The organism is Micromonospora sp. NPDC048830 (assembly GCF_043198215.1).
Taxonomy (GTDB): Bacteria; Actinomycetota; Actinomycetes; order Mycobacteriales; family Micromonosporaceae; genus Micromonospora.
Genome location: NZ_JBICUP010000073.1, coordinates 1 through 19,480 on the forward strand (window position 1 = coordinate 1; position 19,480 = coordinate 19,480).

The 19,480-nt window shown below is 69.5% G+C and carries 19 protein-coding genes; 18 read left to right on the forward strand and 1 reads right to left on the reverse strand.

The genetic code is table 11. The features are described 5' to 3' along the window. Nucleotides 1-182 (reverse strand): transposase (locus ACGFIZ_RS32380; protein WP_393426583.1); only part of this gene is annotated, 182 nt, incomplete at its 3' end. Between ACGFIZ_RS32380 and ACGFIZ_RS32385 the strand changes: the two genes are divergently transcribed. From ACGFIZ_RS32385 to ACGFIZ_RS32470, 18 genes are all read left to right on the forward strand, one after another. Next, entirely contained in the window at nt 173-451 is a 279-nt protein-coding gene (locus tag ACGFIZ_RS32385; RefSeq protein WP_393426586.1) for a hypothetical protein, read from the forward strand. The two genes, ACGFIZ_RS32380 and ACGFIZ_RS32385, sit on opposite strands and share 10 nt — an antisense overlap. Before the next feature lie 270 nt (nt 452-721). Then, the gene (locus ACGFIZ_RS32390; protein ID WP_393426589.1) at nt 722-877 is read left to right on the forward strand and encodes a hypothetical protein; all 156 of its coding nucleotides are present in this window, start codon (nt 722-724) and stop codon (nt 875-877) included. A gap of 194 nt (nt 878-1,071) precedes the next feature. After that, nucleotides 1,072-2,166 carry a DUF5937 family protein gene (locus ACGFIZ_RS32395; protein WP_393426591.1) on the forward strand — a complete coding sequence of 365 codons (1,095 nt, stop codon included), beginning with the start codon at nt 1,072-1,074 and terminating at the stop codon, nt 2,164-2,166. 325 nt (nt 2,167-2,491) lie between these two features. Continuing rightward, nucleotides 2,492-3,349, forward strand: a complete 858-nt coding sequence (locus tag ACGFIZ_RS32400) for a hypothetical protein (RefSeq protein WP_393426594.1) — start codon at nt 2,492-2,494, stop codon at nt 3,347-3,349. A gap of 21 nt (nt 3,350-3,370) precedes the next feature. Continuing rightward, nucleotides 3,371-4,939 (forward strand): ABC transporter substrate-binding protein, encoded by a 1,569-nt coding sequence (locus ACGFIZ_RS32405; RefSeq protein ID WP_393426597.1) that lies wholly within the window; start codon nt 3,371-3,373, stop codon nt 4,937-4,939. A 19-nt stretch (nt 4,940-4,958) separates the two neighbouring features. Next, nucleotides 4,959-5,909, forward strand: a complete 951-nt coding sequence (locus tag ACGFIZ_RS32410) for an ABC transporter permease (RefSeq protein ID WP_393426600.1) — start codon at nt 4,959-4,961, stop codon at nt 5,907-5,909. Further along, a complete protein-coding gene (locus ACGFIZ_RS32415; RefSeq protein ID WP_393426603.1) occupies nt 5,896-6,774 on the forward strand; it encodes an ABC transporter permease in 879 nt (292 codons plus the stop codon). The genes ACGFIZ_RS32410 and ACGFIZ_RS32415 overlap by 14 nt, the downstream gene beginning before the upstream one ends. After that, a complete protein-coding gene (locus tag ACGFIZ_RS32420; protein ID WP_393426606.1) occupies nt 6,771-7,664 on the forward strand; it encodes an ABC transporter ATP-binding protein in 894 nt (297 codons plus the stop codon). The genes ACGFIZ_RS32415 and ACGFIZ_RS32420 overlap by 4 nt, the downstream gene beginning before the upstream one ends. Next, nucleotides 7,661-8,503: an ATP-binding cassette domain-containing protein gene (locus tag ACGFIZ_RS32425; protein ID WP_393426609.1), complete on the forward strand. Its 843-nt coding sequence runs from the start codon at nt 7,661-7,663 to the stop codon at nt 8,501-8,503. Before ACGFIZ_RS32420 ends, ACGFIZ_RS32425 begins: the two co-directional genes overlap by 4 nt. Next, nucleotides 8,500-9,438: an ornithine cyclodeaminase family protein gene (locus ACGFIZ_RS32430; RefSeq protein WP_393426612.1), complete on the forward strand. Its 939-nt coding sequence runs from the start codon at nt 8,500-8,502 to the stop codon at nt 9,436-9,438. Before ACGFIZ_RS32425 ends, ACGFIZ_RS32430 begins: the two co-directional genes overlap by 4 nt. After that, nucleotides 9,435-10,601, forward strand: coding sequence for a dipeptidase (locus ACGFIZ_RS32435; RefSeq protein WP_393426615.1), 1,167 nt, complete (start codon nt 9,435-9,437; stop codon nt 10,599-10,601). The genes ACGFIZ_RS32430 and ACGFIZ_RS32435 overlap by 4 nt, the downstream gene beginning before the upstream one ends. Nucleotides 10,602-10,614: 13 nt before the next feature. Continuing rightward, the gene (locus ACGFIZ_RS32440) at nt 10,615-11,778 is read left to right on the forward strand and encodes a dipeptidase (protein WP_393426618.1); all 1,164 of its coding nucleotides are present in this window, start codon (nt 10,615-10,617) and stop codon (nt 11,776-11,778) included. Further along, complete coding sequence (locus tag ACGFIZ_RS32445) at nt 11,775-12,839, forward strand: CapA family protein (RefSeq protein ID WP_393426621.1); 1,065 nt, start codon at nt 11,775-11,777, stop codon at nt 12,837-12,839. The genes ACGFIZ_RS32440 and ACGFIZ_RS32445 overlap by 4 nt, the downstream gene beginning before the upstream one ends. Then, nucleotides 12,836-14,017, forward strand: a complete 1,182-nt coding sequence (locus ACGFIZ_RS32450) for a C45 family autoproteolytic acyltransferase/hydolase (protein ID WP_393426624.1) — start codon at nt 12,836-12,838, stop codon at nt 14,015-14,017. The genes ACGFIZ_RS32445 and ACGFIZ_RS32450 overlap by 4 nt, the downstream gene beginning before the upstream one ends. Before the next feature lie 281 nt (nt 14,018-14,298). After that, nucleotides 14,299-15,453 (forward strand): isocitrate/isopropylmalate dehydrogenase family protein, encoded by a 1,155-nt coding sequence (locus ACGFIZ_RS32455; RefSeq protein ID WP_393426627.1) that lies wholly within the window; start codon nt 14,299-14,301, stop codon nt 15,451-15,453. Further along, entirely contained in the window at nt 15,450-16,892 is a 1,443-nt protein-coding gene (tcuA, locus tag ACGFIZ_RS32460; protein WP_393426630.1) for an FAD-dependent tricarballylate dehydrogenase TcuA, read from the forward strand. The genes ACGFIZ_RS32455 and tcuA overlap by 4 nt, the downstream gene beginning before the upstream one ends. Beyond that, nucleotides 16,879-17,964: a tricarballylate utilization 4Fe-4S protein TcuB gene (gene tcuB / locus ACGFIZ_RS32465; protein WP_393426633.1), complete on the forward strand. Its 1,086-nt coding sequence runs from the start codon at nt 16,879-16,881 to the stop codon at nt 17,962-17,964. Before tcuA ends, tcuB begins: the two co-directional genes overlap by 14 nt. Before the next feature lie 1,193 nt (nt 17,965-19,157). Then, nucleotides 19,158-19,286 carry a hypothetical protein gene (locus tag ACGFIZ_RS32470; protein WP_393426636.1) on the forward strand — a complete coding sequence of 43 codons (129 nt, stop codon included), beginning with the start codon at nt 19,158-19,160 and terminating at the stop codon, nt 19,284-19,286. The last annotated feature ends 194 nt before the right edge of the window (nt 19,287-19,480 follow it).

Here is a 19,480-nt window from a genome sequence, read left to right on the forward strand (position 1 = left end):
CGCTCCCCGGCGTCGGTCTCGGCCTTCTTCACCCACGTGCGCAACGCCTCCGGGTGAACCCCGAGCTGACCGGCAATCCGCCGGATCGCCCCGACCGCGGACGCCGGATCCCGGCGGGCCTCGACCGCCAACCGGGTCGCACGCTCACGCAGCTCATCGTTGTACTTCTTCGGTGCGGGCATCGCTGGTGTTCCTCCCAGGTTTCGATGTCTCCATCAAACCCGGTGCGGAACATGCGGCCGGCGGCGAGCATGGCCTGGTAGCCGTCGCGGTCGGTGCCGAACCGGCCCTGTCCGAGCGCTTTCTCTCGCCCGTTGATGATTTCGATGGTGGCGGAACGCTTGTGTGGGTCCACGCCGATGATGACCTGGGCCATCGTGTCCTCCTCGATCCGACAGTGTTCGTCGGCGGGGAGGGCAGCGCTACCTTGAGCTGGGCAGTCCCCTCTTGAGCCTCTCTCCGCCGCGGTGACCGGCGGGGCGCACGCCAGATGAGAGCCACACCAGCCTGCGGTGGGCAGCCGCGATGAGAGCGACCCCACCGGTCACCTCGACCAAGCCTGGCCGGGCTGCGGTCGTACCACCAGTCAATAGGTAGCCGCGAGCAGTGCGCGCGGGATGAGGAGTTCCATCACCGTTCGTAGGATTCTGCTGCGGGTTCGATCACTCTGCGGCTTTCCGTACGACACCGCCGCGAGCTACCGCCGCCGGTGCGGGATGCGATGCTGCGTCATCCCTCGCCCAGGATCCTGCACCCCGCCGCCCGACTGGTGCGCGGACAACGCTGCCGCTGGCTACGCATCCCCACCAGCTGGCCCTGGGCCGAACACATCACCACCGCGTTCCACCGGATCGCGGCCATCCCCGCCCCCGGCTGACCAGCACAGCCGCTGTACCAACAACCCGGAGGACCCCAGGAGACCACGCCCAGCGCGGCCCGGACGTCGTGGCCCATCAGTCGGTGAAGGCTCGTTTCGAGTCTCGGTCAGGGATCATGTGGGTTCCGGCCGTACTCGGCGGACTGCTGGCCGACGGGTCGGGAGCCGGTGGGCTGGAGAGCCAGGCTATTACCATGGTCGCCGTGGCCGTGACCGTTAGCCTGGCGGGTCTTCGGGCGAACGCGGTGGTCGTCCGGGTTGATCCGCTCGCCGAGCTTGGGTCGATGCTTCATGCGATCACTCACGGTGATCACCATCCGCGGGGGCAGCGGGTGCGCGGTGTGGTGTACGCCGACGAGCGGCAGGGCGAGTTGCTTGCCCGCGCGCGGCACTTTTTGCCCCTGTACGGAGCGATTCGGGCTCGTTATCTCATGCCGGTGAGCCTGGCTGGCCGTCGGCTGGCCCAGATCGAGGACCGACTCGACGAACTGGGCGCGATGGACCTTGACGCGTTCGTCGAGCAGTCCGCGCCGTCACTCATCGAATTCTCCAGAGATATCGATGTTCGCCACCTCCGGACGGACTGCCAGGCGCGGCGCGAGTTCTTCCGCAGGGTGGAGCGCCTGTCGCTGTCCCGGCTGGAGTTGGCGGTAGAGATCGTCGAGCGGCCGGCCGCCGCGTTGGCCGGCCTACGGGACTTCCTGCACGCCGTGACCAACGACTGGTTCCACGAGGAGTGGGTGCAGCTGGCATCGCGCCTCGTCGACGACGCGCGGCGCAAGGAGAACGACCTCGCCCGGCGTGGGGTGTCGGCAATCGTGTCGGTGAGCCCCACCGCGGCGCTCCGGCATGATCCGGATCGGGTGGTTTTCGACAAGGTCAACCAGGCGATGGTGAGGCCGGCCGGGAGTGGCTTGATCGTCGTCCCCTCCTTCTATCTTGCCCCCCATCTGATCATCAAGCACGACCCCGGGCTGCCTGTCGTCATCGCGTACGCCATCGGCCCGGCGGCCGGGGACGGCCTGGACGTGACCATGAAGCGGCTCAGCGCGCTTCACGACGGCATGCGCATCCAGATCTGCCGCGCGATCCTGCGTACCCCACGGACCACGGTCGACCTCGCCCACAAGATGCGCATGACCGAGCCTCAGGTCTCGCGCCACCTTCGGGCGTTGCGTGAGGCGGAACTGGTGACGGCGGAACGCCGGGGCCGGCACGTCTACTACTCGCTCGAGACGCAGGGGCTGTCCGAGCTCGGTACCCAGGTGCTCGCGCTGCTGTATCGCTGACTGGCCCCGCGCCTGCCGTTGCGGGCGCCCCACGGCCGCGCCTGCCGTTGCGGGCGCCCCACGGCCGCGCCTGCCGTTGCGGGCGCCCCACGGCCGCGCCTGCCGTTGCGCCCTCCCGCGGCCGCGCCTGCCATGGGGTACGAGCCGTGGCCGCGCCAGCGGTCGGGGCAGGCGTGTGGCACCTGCCGTTCGGCGGCAGGTAACCGTGACGTAAATCAGTTACCGCGTGCGCGGTAACGGTCTGGGCCTGAGTGGCCCGTCTGCCTACGGTCCCTGTTGTGCCTGGCAGCGGCACTAATTCGCTGAAAGTGAGCTCAGGAGAACCGTGAGTTACAACGCCGACTCGAAGATCAAGGACCCGTCACAGTTCTATGTTTCCGGGCCCACCACCGTCTTCGCGTCCCAGTCCGACCAGCGCTTCAGCTACCTGATGTATATTCCGAAGCGGATAGCGACGGATCCCGACAAATACCCCCTTGTCGTCATCCAGCATGGGACCGGGCGGACCGCCGGTCAGTATCGCGATCTCATGGCCTCGTTCTGTGAAAAGGAACGGGTCGTCGTCCTCGCTCCGCTGTTTCCGGCTGGCATTGATGACCCTGATGACCTTCACAACTACAAGTTCATCGAGTACCGCGGGCTCCGTTTCGACACGTTGCTCCTGGACATGATCGACGAGGCGGCGCAGCGCGTACCCATCGACACGTCGCGCTTCATGCTGCACGGCTTCTCCGGCGGCGGCCAGTTCGCGCACCGGTTCCTCTACCTGCACCCGGACCGGCTCATGGCCGTGTCGGTGGGCGCACCGGGGCGCCTCACCCTCCTCGACGACACCAGCGACTGGTGGCTCGGGACGCGGAACGTCCGCGAACTCTTCGGCGTCGACATCGACCTGCCCGCGATCAGGGGCGTCCCCGTCCAACTCGTCATCGGGGAGTTGGACATCGAGACCTGGGAGACGAACGACCGTTCCGGCTCGAACTGGCTCGACGGGCTCGAAAAGCAAGGAAACAACCGCCGCGAGCGAATGGAAACCTTCCGCGGCAATCTTCGGCAAAACGGCATCGACCCCAGGGTGGACATCGTGCCGGGAGTCGCCCACGACGGACGCGCCGTGCTGCCGGTGGTCCGCGAATTCTTCGCCGATGTGCTGGCGCAGTCGCGCTCTACGCCGGCCTCCTGACCCTCAGAGAAAGGTCCTTCAGTGTCCATTTCGAGATTCGCCGGTATGCGGAGAGTCGCGGCAGTCGCGGCCGTACTCGCCATGACCGGCGGCATGGCCGCATGTGGCCCGGACGACTCGGCTGGGGCCGGTGGCGTCCTGAAGGTCCGCATCGCCGGCGCCATGAACTCCAGCGATCCGTTCAAGGAGATCGGCTCCAACTCCTGGCAGTTGCTCCGCCAGGTGTACGAGGGACTGGTCTCCCTCGACGACGACTACAACCCCATCCCGATGCTGGCGAAGTCGTGGACGGTCAGCGAGGACCAGAAGGTCTACACCTTCGTGTTGCGAGACGACGTCACCTTCCACAACGGCAAGAAGATGACGTCCGCGGACGTCGTCTACTCCCTCGACTACTACCGGCAGAACGCGACCCGGGCGAGCCAGCTCGCGAACATCAAGTCCGTTACGGCGGCGGGGGAGCACAGCGTGGTGGTGACGTTGTCGGCACCGCAGGCGAACTTCCTTGCCCTGCTGGGCCAGCCCATCGAGATCGTCATCGTGCCGGCCGGGGCCGCGGACAACAAGGGCCTGGTCAACAGCCCGGTGGGCACCGGACCCTTCAAGGTCGACAACTTCGACAACGAGAACCGCGTGGTACTCAAGAAGTTCGACGGCTACGTGCCGGTCGACGCGCCCGCCTCGTTCTTCGGTGGCCGGAAGGAGGCGCGGGTCGACACGGTCGTGATCGAGTCGGTGCCCGAGGACCAGACCGCCCTCGCCGGCATCGAAACCCATCAGTACGATGTGGCGATCGAGGTGCCGGTGCAGGATCTCGACCGCATCTCCGCCGTCAGCGGCGTCAAGGTCGAGAGCACCAACGGGACCAACACCCATGCGGCGTACGTCAACACCGCCGACCCCGTCCTCAAGGACGTCAAGGTCCGCCAGGCCATCGCGGCGGCCATCGACCGCAAGAAGCTGCTCGACACCACCGTCAAGGGCCAGGGCGAGGTGGCCAACTCGTACGTGTCGAACCTGGTGAGCTGGTTCGATCCCACCGCCGATGACTACTGGCCGTACACCGGGGGAGTGGCGCAGGCCAAGTCGCTGCTGGCGGAAAGCTCGTACCAGGGGCAGAAGATCGAGATCATCGCGGGCGCACCGGCCAACCAGAAGACCAACGCGACCCTCATCGCGCAGATGCTCCAGGACGCCGGCTTCACCGTGGCGGTACAGACGCTCGACCACGCCACCTACCAGTCCCGGCTCAACGCCGGGAAGTTTCAGCTCGCCGCCACCGGAACGCCCCTGCGCACGCCGGCTGACCTGCTCTACAACGAGTGGTACTGCGGCGACGACGGCAAGCCCGGCCGGTTCGGCTACTGCGACGCCGGCTACGACGCCACCTACCGGCAGGCCACCCAGACGGCCGACGAAACCAAACGCAACGCCCTCTTCGCCCAGCTGGAGAAGAAGCTGAAGGACGAGGCGGTCATCATGCCGTGGTACTGGCAGAAGTCCGTCTGGGCCGTCTCCGACAAGGTGTCCGGGGCCCGCGTCGCGCCGTCCGGTCTCTTCAGCGCGTGGAACGTGTCGCTCACCCAGTGACAACTCGGAGGCAATAGAAATGCTCGCCTATGTCATCCGGCGTGTCGGGCAGACGATTCCGGTACTCGCTCTGGTCGCCATTGGCATCTTCCTCGTCGTACACATCCTGCCCGGCGACCCCGTCGAGGCCCTCGTCGGGCAGGACGCGACCCAGGCCGACATCGACGCGATGCGGGACCAGTACGGACTGAACGACCCGCTGTGGAGCCAGTTCGTGTCCTGGCTCGGGGCTTTCGTGCAGGGGGACCTCGGTACCTCGTACGCCACCGGCAAGCACGTGAGCTCGATGATCGGCGGTGCCCTGCCAGTGACGATCACTCTTGCGCTGGCAGCCCTGATCGTGAGCCTCGTCGTGGGCATTCCCGCGGCGCTCACGTCAGGGCTGCGCAAGGGCTCCCTCGCCGACAAGGCGATACTCGGCGGCAGCCTCGTGGGCATCTCGATGCCGACCTTCGTGCTCGGCGTCCTGCTCATCCTGGTGTTCGCCGTCTGGCTCGGGTGGCTGCCGGCGTCCGGCTACGTGGACCTGGCACAGGACCCGTTCCAGGGGCTGCGGGCGATCACCCTGCCGGCGCTGAGTCTCGGGCTGATGTACGCCGCGAACATCACCAGGATCGGCCGAGCGGCGACGCTCGAGGTCGTCCCGATGGACTACGTCACGATGGCCCGCGCCTCCGGCGTCGGCTTCTGGAGCCTGCGGGTCAAGCACATCCTGCGCAACGCGCTCATCCCGATCCTCACCGTCGTCGGCGTGACGTTCGGCAGCCTGCTCGGCGGCGCCGTGGTCACCGAGAAGGTGTTCAACCTGTCCGGCATCGGAAGCCTGCTGATCAACGCGATCACGCGGCGCGACTACCCGGTCATCCAGGCGACGGTGTTCCTCATCTCGGTGATCTACCTGCTGATCAACCTGCTCGTGGACATCCTGTACGCGTTCGTCGACCCGAAGGTGCGCTATGGCAATCGTTGACCGTCAGGTCGCCGGGGGTGTGGAACGGAGCCGGCGGGCACCGCGCCTTCCGCGGCTGGGCGTGGGCGGCTACCTGGGCCTCGGCGTGTTGCTGCTGCTCACGGTCGTCGCCGTGCTCGCCCCCGCGATCGCGCCGCACGACCCGGTACGGCCCGCGTCCGGGGCCTCGCTCGCGGCTCCCTCCGGGGACTTCTGGCTGGGCACCGACCTGTACAGCCGCGACGTGCTGTCCCGGCTCATCTACGGCGCCCGGGTCTCCATCGGGGTCGGTGTCACCGTCACCGCGGTGGTGTTCGTTCTCGGCGCCGCGCTCGGCCTCGTCTCGGCCTACTTCGGCACCTGGCTCGACACGGTGATCGGACGACTCACCGACACCCTGATGGCCGTGCCCGGAATCCTGCTGGCCATCACCATCATCGCCGTGCTCGGCTCCGGGGTGGTGAACGTCGTCATCGCGCTGAGCCTGACCTACCTGCCGGAGATGGTCCGAGTGGTTCGCGGGCAGGCCCTGTCGGTACGCCGCCGTACCCACGTGCGCGCCGCGACCGCGCTCGGGGCCTCGCACCGGCGGATCATGGTCGGCCACATCGCACCGTACGTCCTCGGCCCGGCGATCGTGCAGGCCACCTTCGTGTTCGCGCACGCCATGCTGTACGAGTCGGCGTTGAGCTTCCTCGGGCTGGGGATCCAACCGCCGAACCCCACCTGGGGCAACATCATCGCCGACGCCCTGCCGTACATCTCGTCGGCGCCGCTGCAGATCGTCTTCCCCAGCCTGGTCATCAGCGGCGCGGTCCTCGCCGTGAACCTCCTCGGCGACTCGCTGCGCGACCTCATCGACCCGGAAGGGAGCGTGCCCCGATGACCGACGCCCGAGCATCGACGGTCGGGCCGCTGGTGGACATCCGCGCGCTGCGAATCTGCTACCGGAGCCCGGCCGGTGCGGTCCCCATCGTGCGGGGAGTAGACCTGGACCTGCACCCGGGGGAGACGGTCGGGCTGGTCGGCGAGTCCGGCTCCGGCAAGAGCGTCACCGGCCGGGCGATCCTCGGTCTGCTGGAGCCCCGGCAGATGGCCGTCGCCGCGGACCGCTTCCTCGTGGACGGCGTCGACATGTCCGCGCCCGGCCGCGGCGCCGGACGCCTCGACCGCGACTCCGCACGCCGGCGGCCACGCGCCGCGATGATCTTCCAGAACCCTTTCACCTCGCTGAACCCGTCGTACACGATCGGCAACCTGCTTCGGGAGGTGATCCGCCGGCATCACGGCCTGCGTGGCCGGGCGTTGCGGGAGCGCGCCGTCGAGCTGCTCGACGCGGTGAAGCTGCCGGATCCGGCAGCCAAGGCGAACTGCTACCCGCACCAACTCTCCGGCGGTCAGCAGCAGCGGGTCGTCATCGCCGTCGCGCTGGCGATGCGGCCACGCGTGCTTATCGCCGACGAGCCGACCACCGCCCTGGACGTGACGGTGCAGGCGGAGATCGTCGGGCTGCTGCGGGAACTGCAGGCCGACAACGGAATGGGAATCCTCTTCGTCAGCCATGACCTGGCCCTGATCTCGGACGTGGCCAGCCGGGTCTTCGTCATGCGCGACGGCGAGATCGTGGAGCGGGGCGACCGGACGCTGATGACCGGCGCGGCCCAGCACCCGTACACCAAGGCCCTGCTCGCGGCCGCGCCGTCGGTGCGGGTCCGCAAACCCCGCCTGCCCTCGGCGGGCACAGCGGCCGACCCGGAAGGGAGCCTCACTCGATGACCGGGAAACGACCGGCACCCATCCTCAGCGTTCGTGGCCTGGAGAAGGACTACCCCACCGGCGGATCGCTGCTGCGTCGAAACGAGCCCGTACGGGCCGTCCGGGGGGTGGACTTCGATGTCTTCCCCGGCGAGACGCTGGCCATCGTCGGCGAGTCCGGCAGCGGCAAGAGCTCCATCGCCAACGCGGTGCTGTTCCTGGATCCGCCGACAGCGGGAACGGTGACTTTCGAGGGTACGGAGCTGACCAGGCTCAGCCCGCGCCGGATGACAGCGGTCCGTCGCCGCCTGCAGGTCGTCTTCCAGGACCCGTACGCCTCCCTGGATTCCCGGATGAGGGTGGGCGAGATCGTCGCCGAGCCGTTGCGGATCCACGAGCCGAAACTGTCGGCGGCGCAGCGGCGCAGCCGGGTCGAGGAGATGCTCGGCCTGGTCGGGCTGCCCAGGGTGGACCTCGGCCGTTACCCGCACCAGTTCTCCGGCGGGCAGCGGCAGCGGATCAGTATCGCCCGGGCGCTCATCCTGAACCCGCGCCTGGTCGTCTGCGACGAGGCGGTGTCCGCGCTGGACGTCTCCGTGCAGGCGCAGGTGCTGAACCTGCTGGACGATCTGCGGCAGCGGCTCGGCCTGTCGTACCTGTTCATCACGCACGATTTGGCGGTCGTGCGGCAGATCGCCGACCGGGTGCTCGTGCTGCACGAAGGCAAGGTCGTCGAGCAGGGCAACGTCGACGCCGTTCTCGACGACCCGCGCGAGGAGTACACCCGGCGGCTCATCTCCGCCGTGCCCGGGCAACGGGCGGAGCGGGAGCGCGCCGCGAGTCAGGCCGGTGCGGCATGATCCACCTGACCGAGCAGGACATCGCCCGGCTCCTGCCGATGCCGCTGGTTGTGGACGCCGTCCGGGAGGCGTTCACGGCGAGCGGCGTGGTGAGCATGCCGCGCGTACGGCTGCGTGCGGCGACCGCCCCGGACGCATCCGACGGTACCGACCTGACGCTGAACGTGCTCGCCGCCGTGCTGCCCGGCGGCTGGGCGGGGACCAAGAGCTACGCGGCCCGGGACATCGGCCGCGGTCACACGGTCGTGCTGCACACCCCGTACCAGGACGAGCCGGTGGCGCTGGTCGAGGCCACCCTGCTCGGCGCGCTGCGCACCGGCGCCATGTCCGGTGTGGCGACCGAGGCGATGCATCCCGAGGTCGATGTGCTGGCCTGTGTCGGCGCCGGTGTGCAGGCCGAGATGCAGGTCCGCGGTGTCGCGGCGGTCGCCGTGCCGCGCCAGGTCCGGATCGTTTCCCGCACCAGGGCGCGCAGCGAGGAACTGGCGCACCGCCTGCGCGGGTACGGATTCGGCGCCGTCGACGTCTTCGACGACGTGGCCGACGCCGTACGCGGAGCCGACGTGGTGTGCACCGCCACCCGCGCCACCGAGCCGGTGCTGCGTGGTGAGTGGTTGGCCCCCGGCACGCACGTCAACGCCGCGGGCTCGAACGGCCTGGACCGCCGCGAGGTCGACGAGGGTCTGGTCCGCCGCGCGGACATCGTCGTCGACTCGCGCGCCCAGGCCCGCCTGGAATGCGGAGACCTGGTCCCGGCCGTCGACAGCGGACTGCTCCGCTGGGACGCCCTGGTGGAGCTGGGCGACGTGCTCGGCGGCCGACGGTGGCGTGGCACGGCGGATCTGACCCTGTTCGAGTCACAGGGCATCGGCGCACTGGACGTCGCCGTCGCGGCGGCCGCCGTTCAGGCCGCCTGGAAGGAAGGCAACACGTGACCAACTACCCGTATCTCGACGACGGGGGAGCGCCGGTCGGGCTGGCCGACCAGACGTCGTCCCGCTCCCGCTACACCCGCGAGGTGACCCCCGACGAGCGCGACCGCGCGCAGGCGCTGCTGGCGTCGTTCCCGGCGATCTCGCTGCACGAGCACCCCACCCGCCTGCCCGAGCCGCTCACCCCCGACACGTGGGCGTGGTACCGGGGCGCCAGCCGCGCGTACCACGGGTTCGACGGCCTGCGCGACAGCGGCACCTCCGCCTTCTTCGTCAACGCCTGGTCGTTCGCGCCACCGGAGTCGGTGCTGGCGTTCCTCGGCCGGGCCCGCGCGGACGTGGCCCACGCCGACGGTGTGTTCGTCGCCGAGACCGTACGCGACCTCGACCGCACCACCGGCGGGGGCGGAAACGACGGGGTGGCCCTCTACCTGTCGCTGGAGTCGGCGACCGCGTTCGCCGACGACCTCGCCGCGTTCGAGATGCTCTACGGCTTCGGCGTCCGGATGGCCGGGCTCTGCTACAACGAGGGCAACGCGTTCGGCGACGGCCTCGCCGCCGAGGACCGCGACGAGGGACTGACCCGGGCCGGTGCCGACTTCGTACGCCTCGCCGCCGATCTCGGCCTCATCGTCGATCTCGGTCACGTCGGTGACCGCACCAGCCTCGACGTCATCGAGCAGAGTCCCGTCCCGGTCGTCATCTCCCACGCCGGCGCGCGACGGCTGTGGAACACGTGGCGGATGAAACCGGACACCGTGCTGCGCGCGCTCGCCGAGTCCGGCGGCGTGCTCGGCCTCTCTGCGGCACCGAACACGACTCGATCCGAGGCCCACCCGGCCCACTCGATCGCCTCGATCGTCGACCACCTCACCTACGCGGTCGAGCTCATGGGCATCGATCACGTCGGGCTCGGACCCGACACGATGTTCGGCGACCACGCCGGCATCCACCGTCTCGGCCGCGGCGGCAAGGGCCCGTGGAGCACCCACTCCGGCCGGGAGCTCGGCGGCCTCGTCGAGCACGTCGACGGCATGGAGAACCCCGCCGAGAACTTCGTCAACGTGGCCGTCGCGCTGGACCGCGACGGCTGGTCGCGCGAGGACATCGTCAAGGTGCTCGGCGGCAACGCGAGCCGCCTGATGCGCGCCGTCCTCACCAACTGAGAAAGGCACCTCGATGAACCGCCCCTACCAGCACCTGCCCTGGTACCAACCCCCCGTGGCGTATGCGGACCAGCACGCCACCCGGTCGAGCTACTCGGCCCGGGTCGACCGCGCCGACGGGCGGCTGCGCCGGCTGCTCGCGACGGCCCCCGCGATCGGGATCCACGACCACCCCTTCCTCCTGCCAGCCAATCTGGACGCCGAGAACTGGGGGAACTGGCGGCGGGAGAAGCGCCTCGAGTACGCGTACGAGGCCATGGCGTCCTCCGGCGTCACCGCGGCGGTCGCGTCGACGAACTCCTGGCACACCGCGGCCGAGATCGAGACGATGCTGCCCCGCTTCCTCGCCGACCTGGCCCACCACGACGGGTTCCACCTGGTCTCCCGGTTCGCCGACCTCACCGCCGGGATCGCGCCCGACGGCGGCCTGCCGACCTCGGTCGGTGTCATCCTCGGCCTCGAGTCGATGACCGAGTTCGGCCACGACCTCGACGCGGTCGAGCGGCTGTTCGGGCTCGGCGTCCGCGTCGGCGGCCTGATCTACAGCGACGGCAACCTGCTCGGCGGCGGCCTCTCCTCCGCCTTCGACGAGGGGCTGACCTCGCAGGGCCGAGCGGTTCTCCGGAGGATGAACGAGGTCGGGATGGTGGCCGACTTCGCGCACGCCGGTGATCGCACCACCCTCGACGCGATCGAGGCGAGCACCGTCCCCATCATGATCAGCCACGCCGGCTCCCGCTCCCTGTGGCCGACGAGCCGCATGAAACCCGACGACCTCATCAAGGCGCTGGCCGACACCGGCGGGATCATCGGCGTCGAGGCGCCCCCGAACAGCACCTGTGTCCCCGGGCAGGAGGGGCACACGATCGACCACGTCATGGCGCACGTCGAGCGCATCGTCGAACTCGTCGGCGTCGACGCGGTCGCGCTCGGACTGGACGTCACCTTCGGCCCGCATCACCAACTTCACATGATCCGGGCGGCGGCCCCGCACGGTGACGTCCGGCCGGTCGACGGACTGCCCCGCGCCACCTACGTCGACGGCCTGGAGAACCCCGAGGAGGGGTTCTGGAACGCCGGCTGGTGGCTGATCGAACACGGCTACGCCGACGAGGACATCCGCAAGATCCTCGGCGGCAACGCCCTGCGGTACTTCAAGACGGTGATGCCGGGATGATTCTCCGCGCCATCGGCGACACGTCGATCAACAGGCCGATCTCCCCGCGGGTGCGTGCCCTGCTGCACGGCGGCGAAGGCGCGGCCGACCTGCTCATCGGCAACCTGGAGATCCCGCTGACCGACAGCGGGTGGCCGGCCGACAAGGTCAGCGTCAGCCGATCGGTCCCCGGAAACGCCCGGGAGTACGCCGCGCTCGACGTCGACGTGTGGTCGCTGGCCACCAACCACGCCCTGGACTGGGGAGTGCCTGGACTGCTCCAGACCATGGCGGAACTCGACGCCACCGGCGTCCGGTTCGTCGGAGCGGGCCGGACGCTCGTCGAGGCGTTGACCCCGTGCACGCTCACCACAGCGAGCGGCGAGCGGGTGGCCGTACTCAACTTCTGCAGCACGCTTCCGTCCGGGTCGGCGGCCACCCCGCGACGGCCCGGCGTCGCGCCCCTGCGGGTCGGCCAGTCGTTCGAGTTCGAAGCCGCGCGCATGGAGGAGCAGCCCGGTAGCCCGCCGCGGATGACCACCTGGTCCGTCGAGGAGGACCTCGCCCGGGCGGCGGACCTCGTGGCCGCAGCGCGGGCGACGCACGATCACGTGATCGTCTGCCTGCACTGGGGGGTCGCCTGGCCGTTCCTGCCGCCGAACCAGGGGCCGCTGGCCGACTACCAGCGCCCCGTCGCGCACCGGCTGATCGACGCGGGCGCCACCGCGATCCTCGGGACCCACTCGCACTCGCTGCACCCGATCGAGTTCTACGCCGGCGGCGTCGTCCTGTACTCGATGGGCAACTTCCTGTTTCACAACGACCCGGCGTTGCCTCCCAACGAGCGGCGCAGGACTCCGCCGCTGCACCCGATCCTGCGTACCGGGCCGTGGCTGCGCGGGGCGGTGTTCGACATCGCGATCAACGGCTCCGACGTCTCGTCGGTGACCATCCGTCCCGTCGTGCTCGACGAGGACGGCGAGCCGTGCCCCGCCGACACCACCCAGCACGCCGACATCCTCGCCGACATCGTCCGGCAGTCGCCGGGCGTCCATCACGACCATGGGGTCTTCCGACCGTGACCGACTCTGTTGCTCAGGACTTCCCACTCTACGAGATCTCCGGCCCGCCACAGGACCGGGGCGTCGACTACGGTGAGCAGGCCGCCGACCGAATCGCCCTGGCGGCCGACCTGTACCGCGGCGCGCTCCGGCACCTGAACGCGGACACCGACGAGGTGGCCGCGCTGGCGGCCGCCTTCATCGAGCAGATCGAGGACTTCGACGCCGACCAGGCCGCCGAGATCCGCGGCATCAGCCACGGCGCCCGCGTTCCGCTCATCGACGTGGTCCTCATCAACGCGCGGCGTGAGCTGCTGTCGATGGCGGGCCGGCTCGTCCAGCCCACCGAGGCGGACGGGGACGAGTGCACGGCCGCGGCCGTGCTGCCGGAGGCGTCCACCACCGGCGCCCTGTTCCACGGCCAGAACTGGGACACCTCGCCCGATCACGCCCGGCACTCGCTGGTGCTGCGGATCCGCCAGGACGACGGCCCGGACGTGCTCACCTTCACCGAGGCCGGCGCGGTGGCCAGGTCCGGCCTGAACTCCGCCGGTATCGCGATCACCGGCAACAACCTGATCAGCGACCGCGACTACCGGCAGTCGGGGGTTCCGCTGCCGCTGATCCGGCGCAAGGCACTCGCGACGGGGACATACGCGCTCGCGCTGAGCGCCGTCTACGCCACCCGCAAGTCGGGGTCCAACAACATGATGGTGAGCGCCGCCGAGGGGGAGATCGTCGACATCGAGTGCGCCCCGGACGAGAGCTTCCTGCTGCATCCGGACGACGACGGGATCCTCACCCACGGCAACCACTGGGAGAGCGTTCCGGCCCTGTGCAAGCTCAAGGACGTCGGGGCGACCGACGATCCGGCCCTGGCCGCGACGCCGTGCACGATGTTCCGCTCGCACCGGGTGCGGCGCAAGCTGCGGGCGATGGCCCGCAGCGGTGGGGTCAGCTTCGAGCGGTTCCGGGAGGTGTTCCTGGACTCGTTCGGTGCGCCGTACTCGGTGTGCCGGCCGCCGCGTCCGGCCGCGATCGGCGGCGGTATGTCGGCCACGGCCGCGGCCGTCGTGATGAGTCCCGGAGAGGGGTTCATGGACGTGGCGCCGCTGCCGGCGCTCGGCGGGCGGTGGACACGCTACCGGGTAGCCGGCGGAGATCCCGAACCGGTGGGCGACTTCGGCAGCGCTACGTGAGCAGCGTGCCGGGTATGGGGAGCAGTCCCTGTACCCGGCGCCGGCCCGCCCTGTTCGACGGCATCGGCGGCGCATCCCGTCCAACCTATCGAGTTCGTCGACGGGGTGAAGAACCCCGTGGAGGGGACGTTGAACGGTCATCCGGTGGCTGGTCACCCACGGCTACCGCGACGAGGAGATCGCCGCGGTCTGCGGCGACAACATCCTGCGGGTCGCGCGGGCGTGCTGGCCGTGCTGGCCGCGCTGACCGCAGGATCGACTGGAAAGGCAGGACAGGCGAGTTGAGCACCTCTCCCGACCCGGCAGGCGGCCCCCCGGCCGCCGGCGGCTCGGCGGCGGGCTACCCCGCAGCCGGCGGCCCGGCGGAGCACCGGACGTTCCGCGTCGCGGTCATCGAGGGCGACGGCATCGGCCCGGAGCTGATCGAGTCCGCGGCCACCGTGATGACCCGCGCGGTCTGCGGCGCCGGAATCACGCTGGACCTGGTCACCGAGCGCGGCGGCGCCGGCCTGTACGCCGAGACCGGGGACAACCTCGAACCGGGTGCCCTGGACCGGTTCCGTAACAACGTCGACGCTGTCCTCAAGGGACCGGTCGGCCTGCCCCAGGTACGTCGTCCCGACGGCACCGAGGCGGGACTGCTCGGCGGTGTGCTCCGTACCGGCCTCGACACGTACGCCAACGTGCGGCCGGTCCGACTGTTGCCCGGGGTGCGCACGCCCACGATCCACCGTCCCGGCGACATCGACTACGTCATCGTCCGGGAGAACACCGAGGGGCTCTACCTGTCTCGTGGCCTCGGCGTGGGCACCCGCGACGCCTGCGTCGACCAGCTTTTCGTGTCCCGGGCCGGGGTCGACCGGGTCGCGCGGTTCGCCTTCGAGTTGGCGCGAACGCGAGACGGCGCCCCGGCGGACGGCACCCGGCGGGTCACCCTGGTTGACAAGAGCAACGTGCTGCGCTCGTTCGCCCTGTTCCGCGAGGTGACGATCGAGGTCGCTGCCGAGTATCCCGACGTGGAGCTGGATTTCCGGTACTCGGACGCGGCCGCGCACGACCTCGTCATGACGCCGCGACACTTCGACGTGGTGCTCACCGAGAACTTCGTGGGAGACCTGCTCAGCGATCTCGGCGCCGCCACCGTCGGCGGACTGGGCATGTGCCCCAGCGGGAACATCGGCGCTGGTACCTCGTACTTCGAGCCGGTGCACGGCAGCGCGCCGGGCATCGCGGGGCGTGACCTGGCGAACCCGATCTCGCAGATTCTCAGCGCGGCAATGCTGCTCGAGCATCTGGACGCGGCCGAGGCGGCCGGACGTATCCGCCGGGCCGTCGAGTCGGCGCTCGCCGACGGGGCCGTCCAGATCGAGCCGACCGGGTGCCCGCGCGGCGGCACCCGCGCGGTCACCCGCGCCGTACTGGACCACCTGTCATGATCACCTCGCCAAACGATTTCGCCCCAGCCCGGAACGGGGCGTTGGACGAGCAGTGGGACGTCGTCGTGATCGGCGGCGGCAACGCGGCCCTGGTGAGTGCCCTCAGCGCCCGTGACCATGGCGCCCGGGTGCTGTTGCTGGAGCGCGCGCCAAGGGTGTTCCGCGGCGGCAACAGCCGGCACACCCGCAACATCCGTTGTGTCCACGACTACACCGACGCCTACTACACCGGCCGCTACCCCTACGACGAGTTGTGGACCGATCTGGGCGGCGTCGGCACCGGGCCGAGCAACGAGGCGCTGGCCGCGTTGACCGTACGGGAGTCGGAGACCGTACCTCGCTGGATGACCGACCACGGCGTGCGCTGGCAGCCCGCGCTGACCGGAACCCTGGCCCTGGCTCGTACCAACCGGTTCTTCCTCGGTGGCGGCAAGGCGCTGATGAACGGCTACTACCGGGCGGCCGAGCGGGCCGGGATCGTGATCCTGTACGAGGCGAGCGTCGAGCGGTTGGGCTTCACGGGCGATGCCTGCACCGAGATCGTCGTCCGGGTGGCTCAGGGGTGGCGGCGGGTACGCGCGAAGGCGGTGGTCTGCGCGAGCGGCGGCTTCGAGGCGAACATCGACTGGCTCCGGCGGTACTGGGGCGACGCCGTGCTGAACTACCACGTGCGCGGCCCGAAGTACAACGACGGAACGGTCCTCGCCCAGTTGTTGGACGCCGGCGCGGAACGAGCCGGCGAGGAACGTGGCTTTCATGCCATCGCGGTGGACGCACGCAGCCCGAAATTCGACGGGGGCATCGCCACCCGGCTGGACACCATCCCGTTCGGAATCGTGGTCAACCGGGATGGGCGGCGGTTCTACGACGAGGGCGAGGACATCTGGCCCAAGCGGTACGCCATCTGGGGACGCAACATCGCGGTGCAACCCGATCAGATCGCGTACTCCCTGTGGGACAGCAAGGTGCACGGGCTGTTCCTTCCCCCGATGTACGGGGTGTCCGCGGCGCGGAGCATCAGCGAGTTGGCCTCGCGGTTCGACCTTGATCCGCTTGCGGTCGAGGAGACCGTCGCCCGGTACAACGCGGCGGTCGACCGCGGCCCGGGCGGCCGGTTCACGATGGCGGAGCGGGACGACTTGTCCACGGTCGGCCTCGATCCGCCCAAGAGCAACTGGGCCCAGCGCATCGACCGGCCGCCGTTCTACGGGGTGGCGATGCGGCCGGGGATCACCTTCACCTACCTCGGTGTGGCGGTCACCGAACAGTCACACGTCCGGCGCCAGGACGGCGGCGTGTTCCACAACGTCTTCGCGGCAGGGGAGATCATGTCAGGAAACATCTTGTCGACCGGGTACCTGGCCGGTTTCGGGATGACCATCGGAACGGTGTGGGGACGCATCGCCGGTCGAGAGGCGGCGCGCCATGCCCGTGGATGACCTGTTCGCCGAGGCCGAGCGGCAGCTCACCGTCTGCAACTCCTGCCGGTACTGTGCCGGATACTGCCCGGTCTGGCCGGCGCTCGAGCTGCGGAGCACACTGACCCGGGGCGACATCACCCACCTGGCCAATCTGTGCCACGACTGCCGGGACTGCTTCAGCGCCTGCATGTACACCCCGCCGCACGAGTTCGACCTGAATCCGCCGAAGGTGTTCGCACAGGTACGGGAGGAGACGTACCGCAGCTACGTGTGGCCCTCCACCGTGCCCGGCTGGATGCACGGCTGGCGTGGCGTCGCCGGCTGGTTCGTGGCGATCTTCGCGCTGCTCGTGGTGCTCAGCTCCCTCACCGGCGGTGCAGGGAACTCCACGGGTCCGAACCCGGGTTCGCCGTACGAGATCCTTCCGCACCTCGTGATGGTGGCCGTGGTGGCGGCGCCCAGCCTCTGGACAATCGTCGTACTTGCGGCGGCGGTGTCGCGCTACTGGCGCGACACCCACGGCAGGCTGCGGGACCTCACCCGGCCTGGAGTGTGGGCGCGGACCCTGGTTCAGGGAGTGCAGTTGCGGCACATGCGGGGTGGCGGCCAGGACTGCGACTATCCCGCCGACGTGCCGAGCCCACAACGGCGTCGCCTGCACCTGGCGGTCACCTACGGGTTCGGCCTCTGTCTGGTCTCCACCACCTCGGCCGCGTTCATGCAGGAGTTCCTGCACCTGATGCCGCCGTACCCGTACCTGTCCGTGCCGGTCATCACGGGGACCGTCGGCGGGTTCGGCATGGTCGTCGGCTGCGCGGGGTTGATGCTGCTCAAACGGCGCAGCGCCCCGGAACTCGGCACGCCGTCGATGCGACGAGCCGACTACGGTCTGCTGTGGGCGCTGCTGATCCTGTCGGTGACCGGGCTGCTCACCCTCTTCCTGCGAACCAACCCGTTGTTCGGCCCGGTCCTGGTGGCGCACCTGGCCGCGGTCATCGTCGCCTTCGCCATCGCGCCGTACACCAAGTTCGTGCACTGGATCTATCGCCTGCTCGCGATCTACAAGGACAACATGGACAAATTGGCGTGAAGCCCGCTGTGGTGCGGGGGCCATGCAGGGTTTTGCCGTCCACGGCCGCCCACCACGGCACACACGACGGGAGGAACCTCGGCTCCCTGACCGACGACCGCTGGCCGTTGACCGGCTTTCCCGGATGAGGTCCTGTCGCTTCGTGTGGCTGGTGGGGGAGCAGCCCTGGACTCCGCCGCCCGAAGCGGCGGGCCTGGTCGCGAGCCGGAGCTCTTGCTGGTGCCGGGGCTCGGCTGGGTGGTGGGGTCGGCCGGTCCGGTCCGCTCAGTTCGTGGGGCGGAGCGCCAGCGTTCTAGCCTGCTTTGACGGTGGTGAAGGCTCTCACGAGCTGTCGTCGCCGAGGAGACGGCGTGCCCGGAGGAGCGCTTCGTCCCGGGCGGCGGTGCTGGCCGCGACGGCGTTGGCGGTGAACGCCTCGATGGCGTCGAGGCGCTCGGGTTGCAGCCCGCGGCGGGGCGAGGGCGCGATCAGCAGTGCTCGGCCGGTTCGGGTCAGTTCCTCGTGGATCGGTCCGCTGGTGGGTGCCTCGGTGTCATCGGTCCAGACCAGGTGCCGCCCTTGGTCAAGGACAGCGCGGGCGGCGTTCAGCTTCGCGGCTGGGGCTGTGGCGGCGGAAACCTGGTGGTACCAGGAACGTTCCAGCTGGGGGAGGCCGAAGAGTCGTTCGATCTGTTCGGCTTCGGCGCACCAGGTGCTGCACCACCGAATTTCGATCTTGCCGCTGCGGCTGCAGCAGGCGGATGCGTTCGATCAACGCCGGTGCCCACCGCATGCGGTAGGCGGTGGCACCGGAGTAGGCGTTGCCGCTACGCGGGGCAGCACCCCACCCTGGACGTGCGACGTTGACGACTCCGACTCCATCGACGTCGAGCAGGCACACCGGTCGGCTCATCAGTCCACCTCAGCGTTGCTTTCCTGGCCTTCGCTGGCCAGGGCGGTATCGCCGCAGCCGCAGTTTGACCTGATGGTCGTGCTCGGCATGCCAGATCACCTCGTGGTCATCGTCAGGCCGATGTCGGGCAGTGCGGCGTCGCGAGTGGGGTTGACGCCGTATCGGTTCAGCGGTCAGCCGCGAATCAGAGCGACGACCTCGGCAAGTTCGTCTGAGGTGCCGCGGGTGTCGAGGATGGCTGCGATGCCGCCGGAGTTCCACTTTCGGAGTTGGTCGACGTCCTGACCGGCCGCACGCCGGCGTGTTCACCGGCCCCGCCGGGACCTTCTGCCAGCGCACCGAGCTGCCCCAGCCCCAGAAGTCCCTGTTCGCCAAACTGAAGATCACCGAGCCGCCACACATCATCGACGCGACGCCCGCAACCGCCTGACCAGCACGAACATTTCGGCCTAGTGACACGCCATGTCACCGGGCCAACCAGTGTTTGCCCAACTCAAGCCCCAGATTTGCGGACTATGAGCGACCGGCGATAGGCACCCAGGATCCGGACAGGTAGGTACCCGGAGTAGCAAACAGGCACGGGACATCGATCATCGGAGTTCTCTACGCTCAGTGATCGACGGG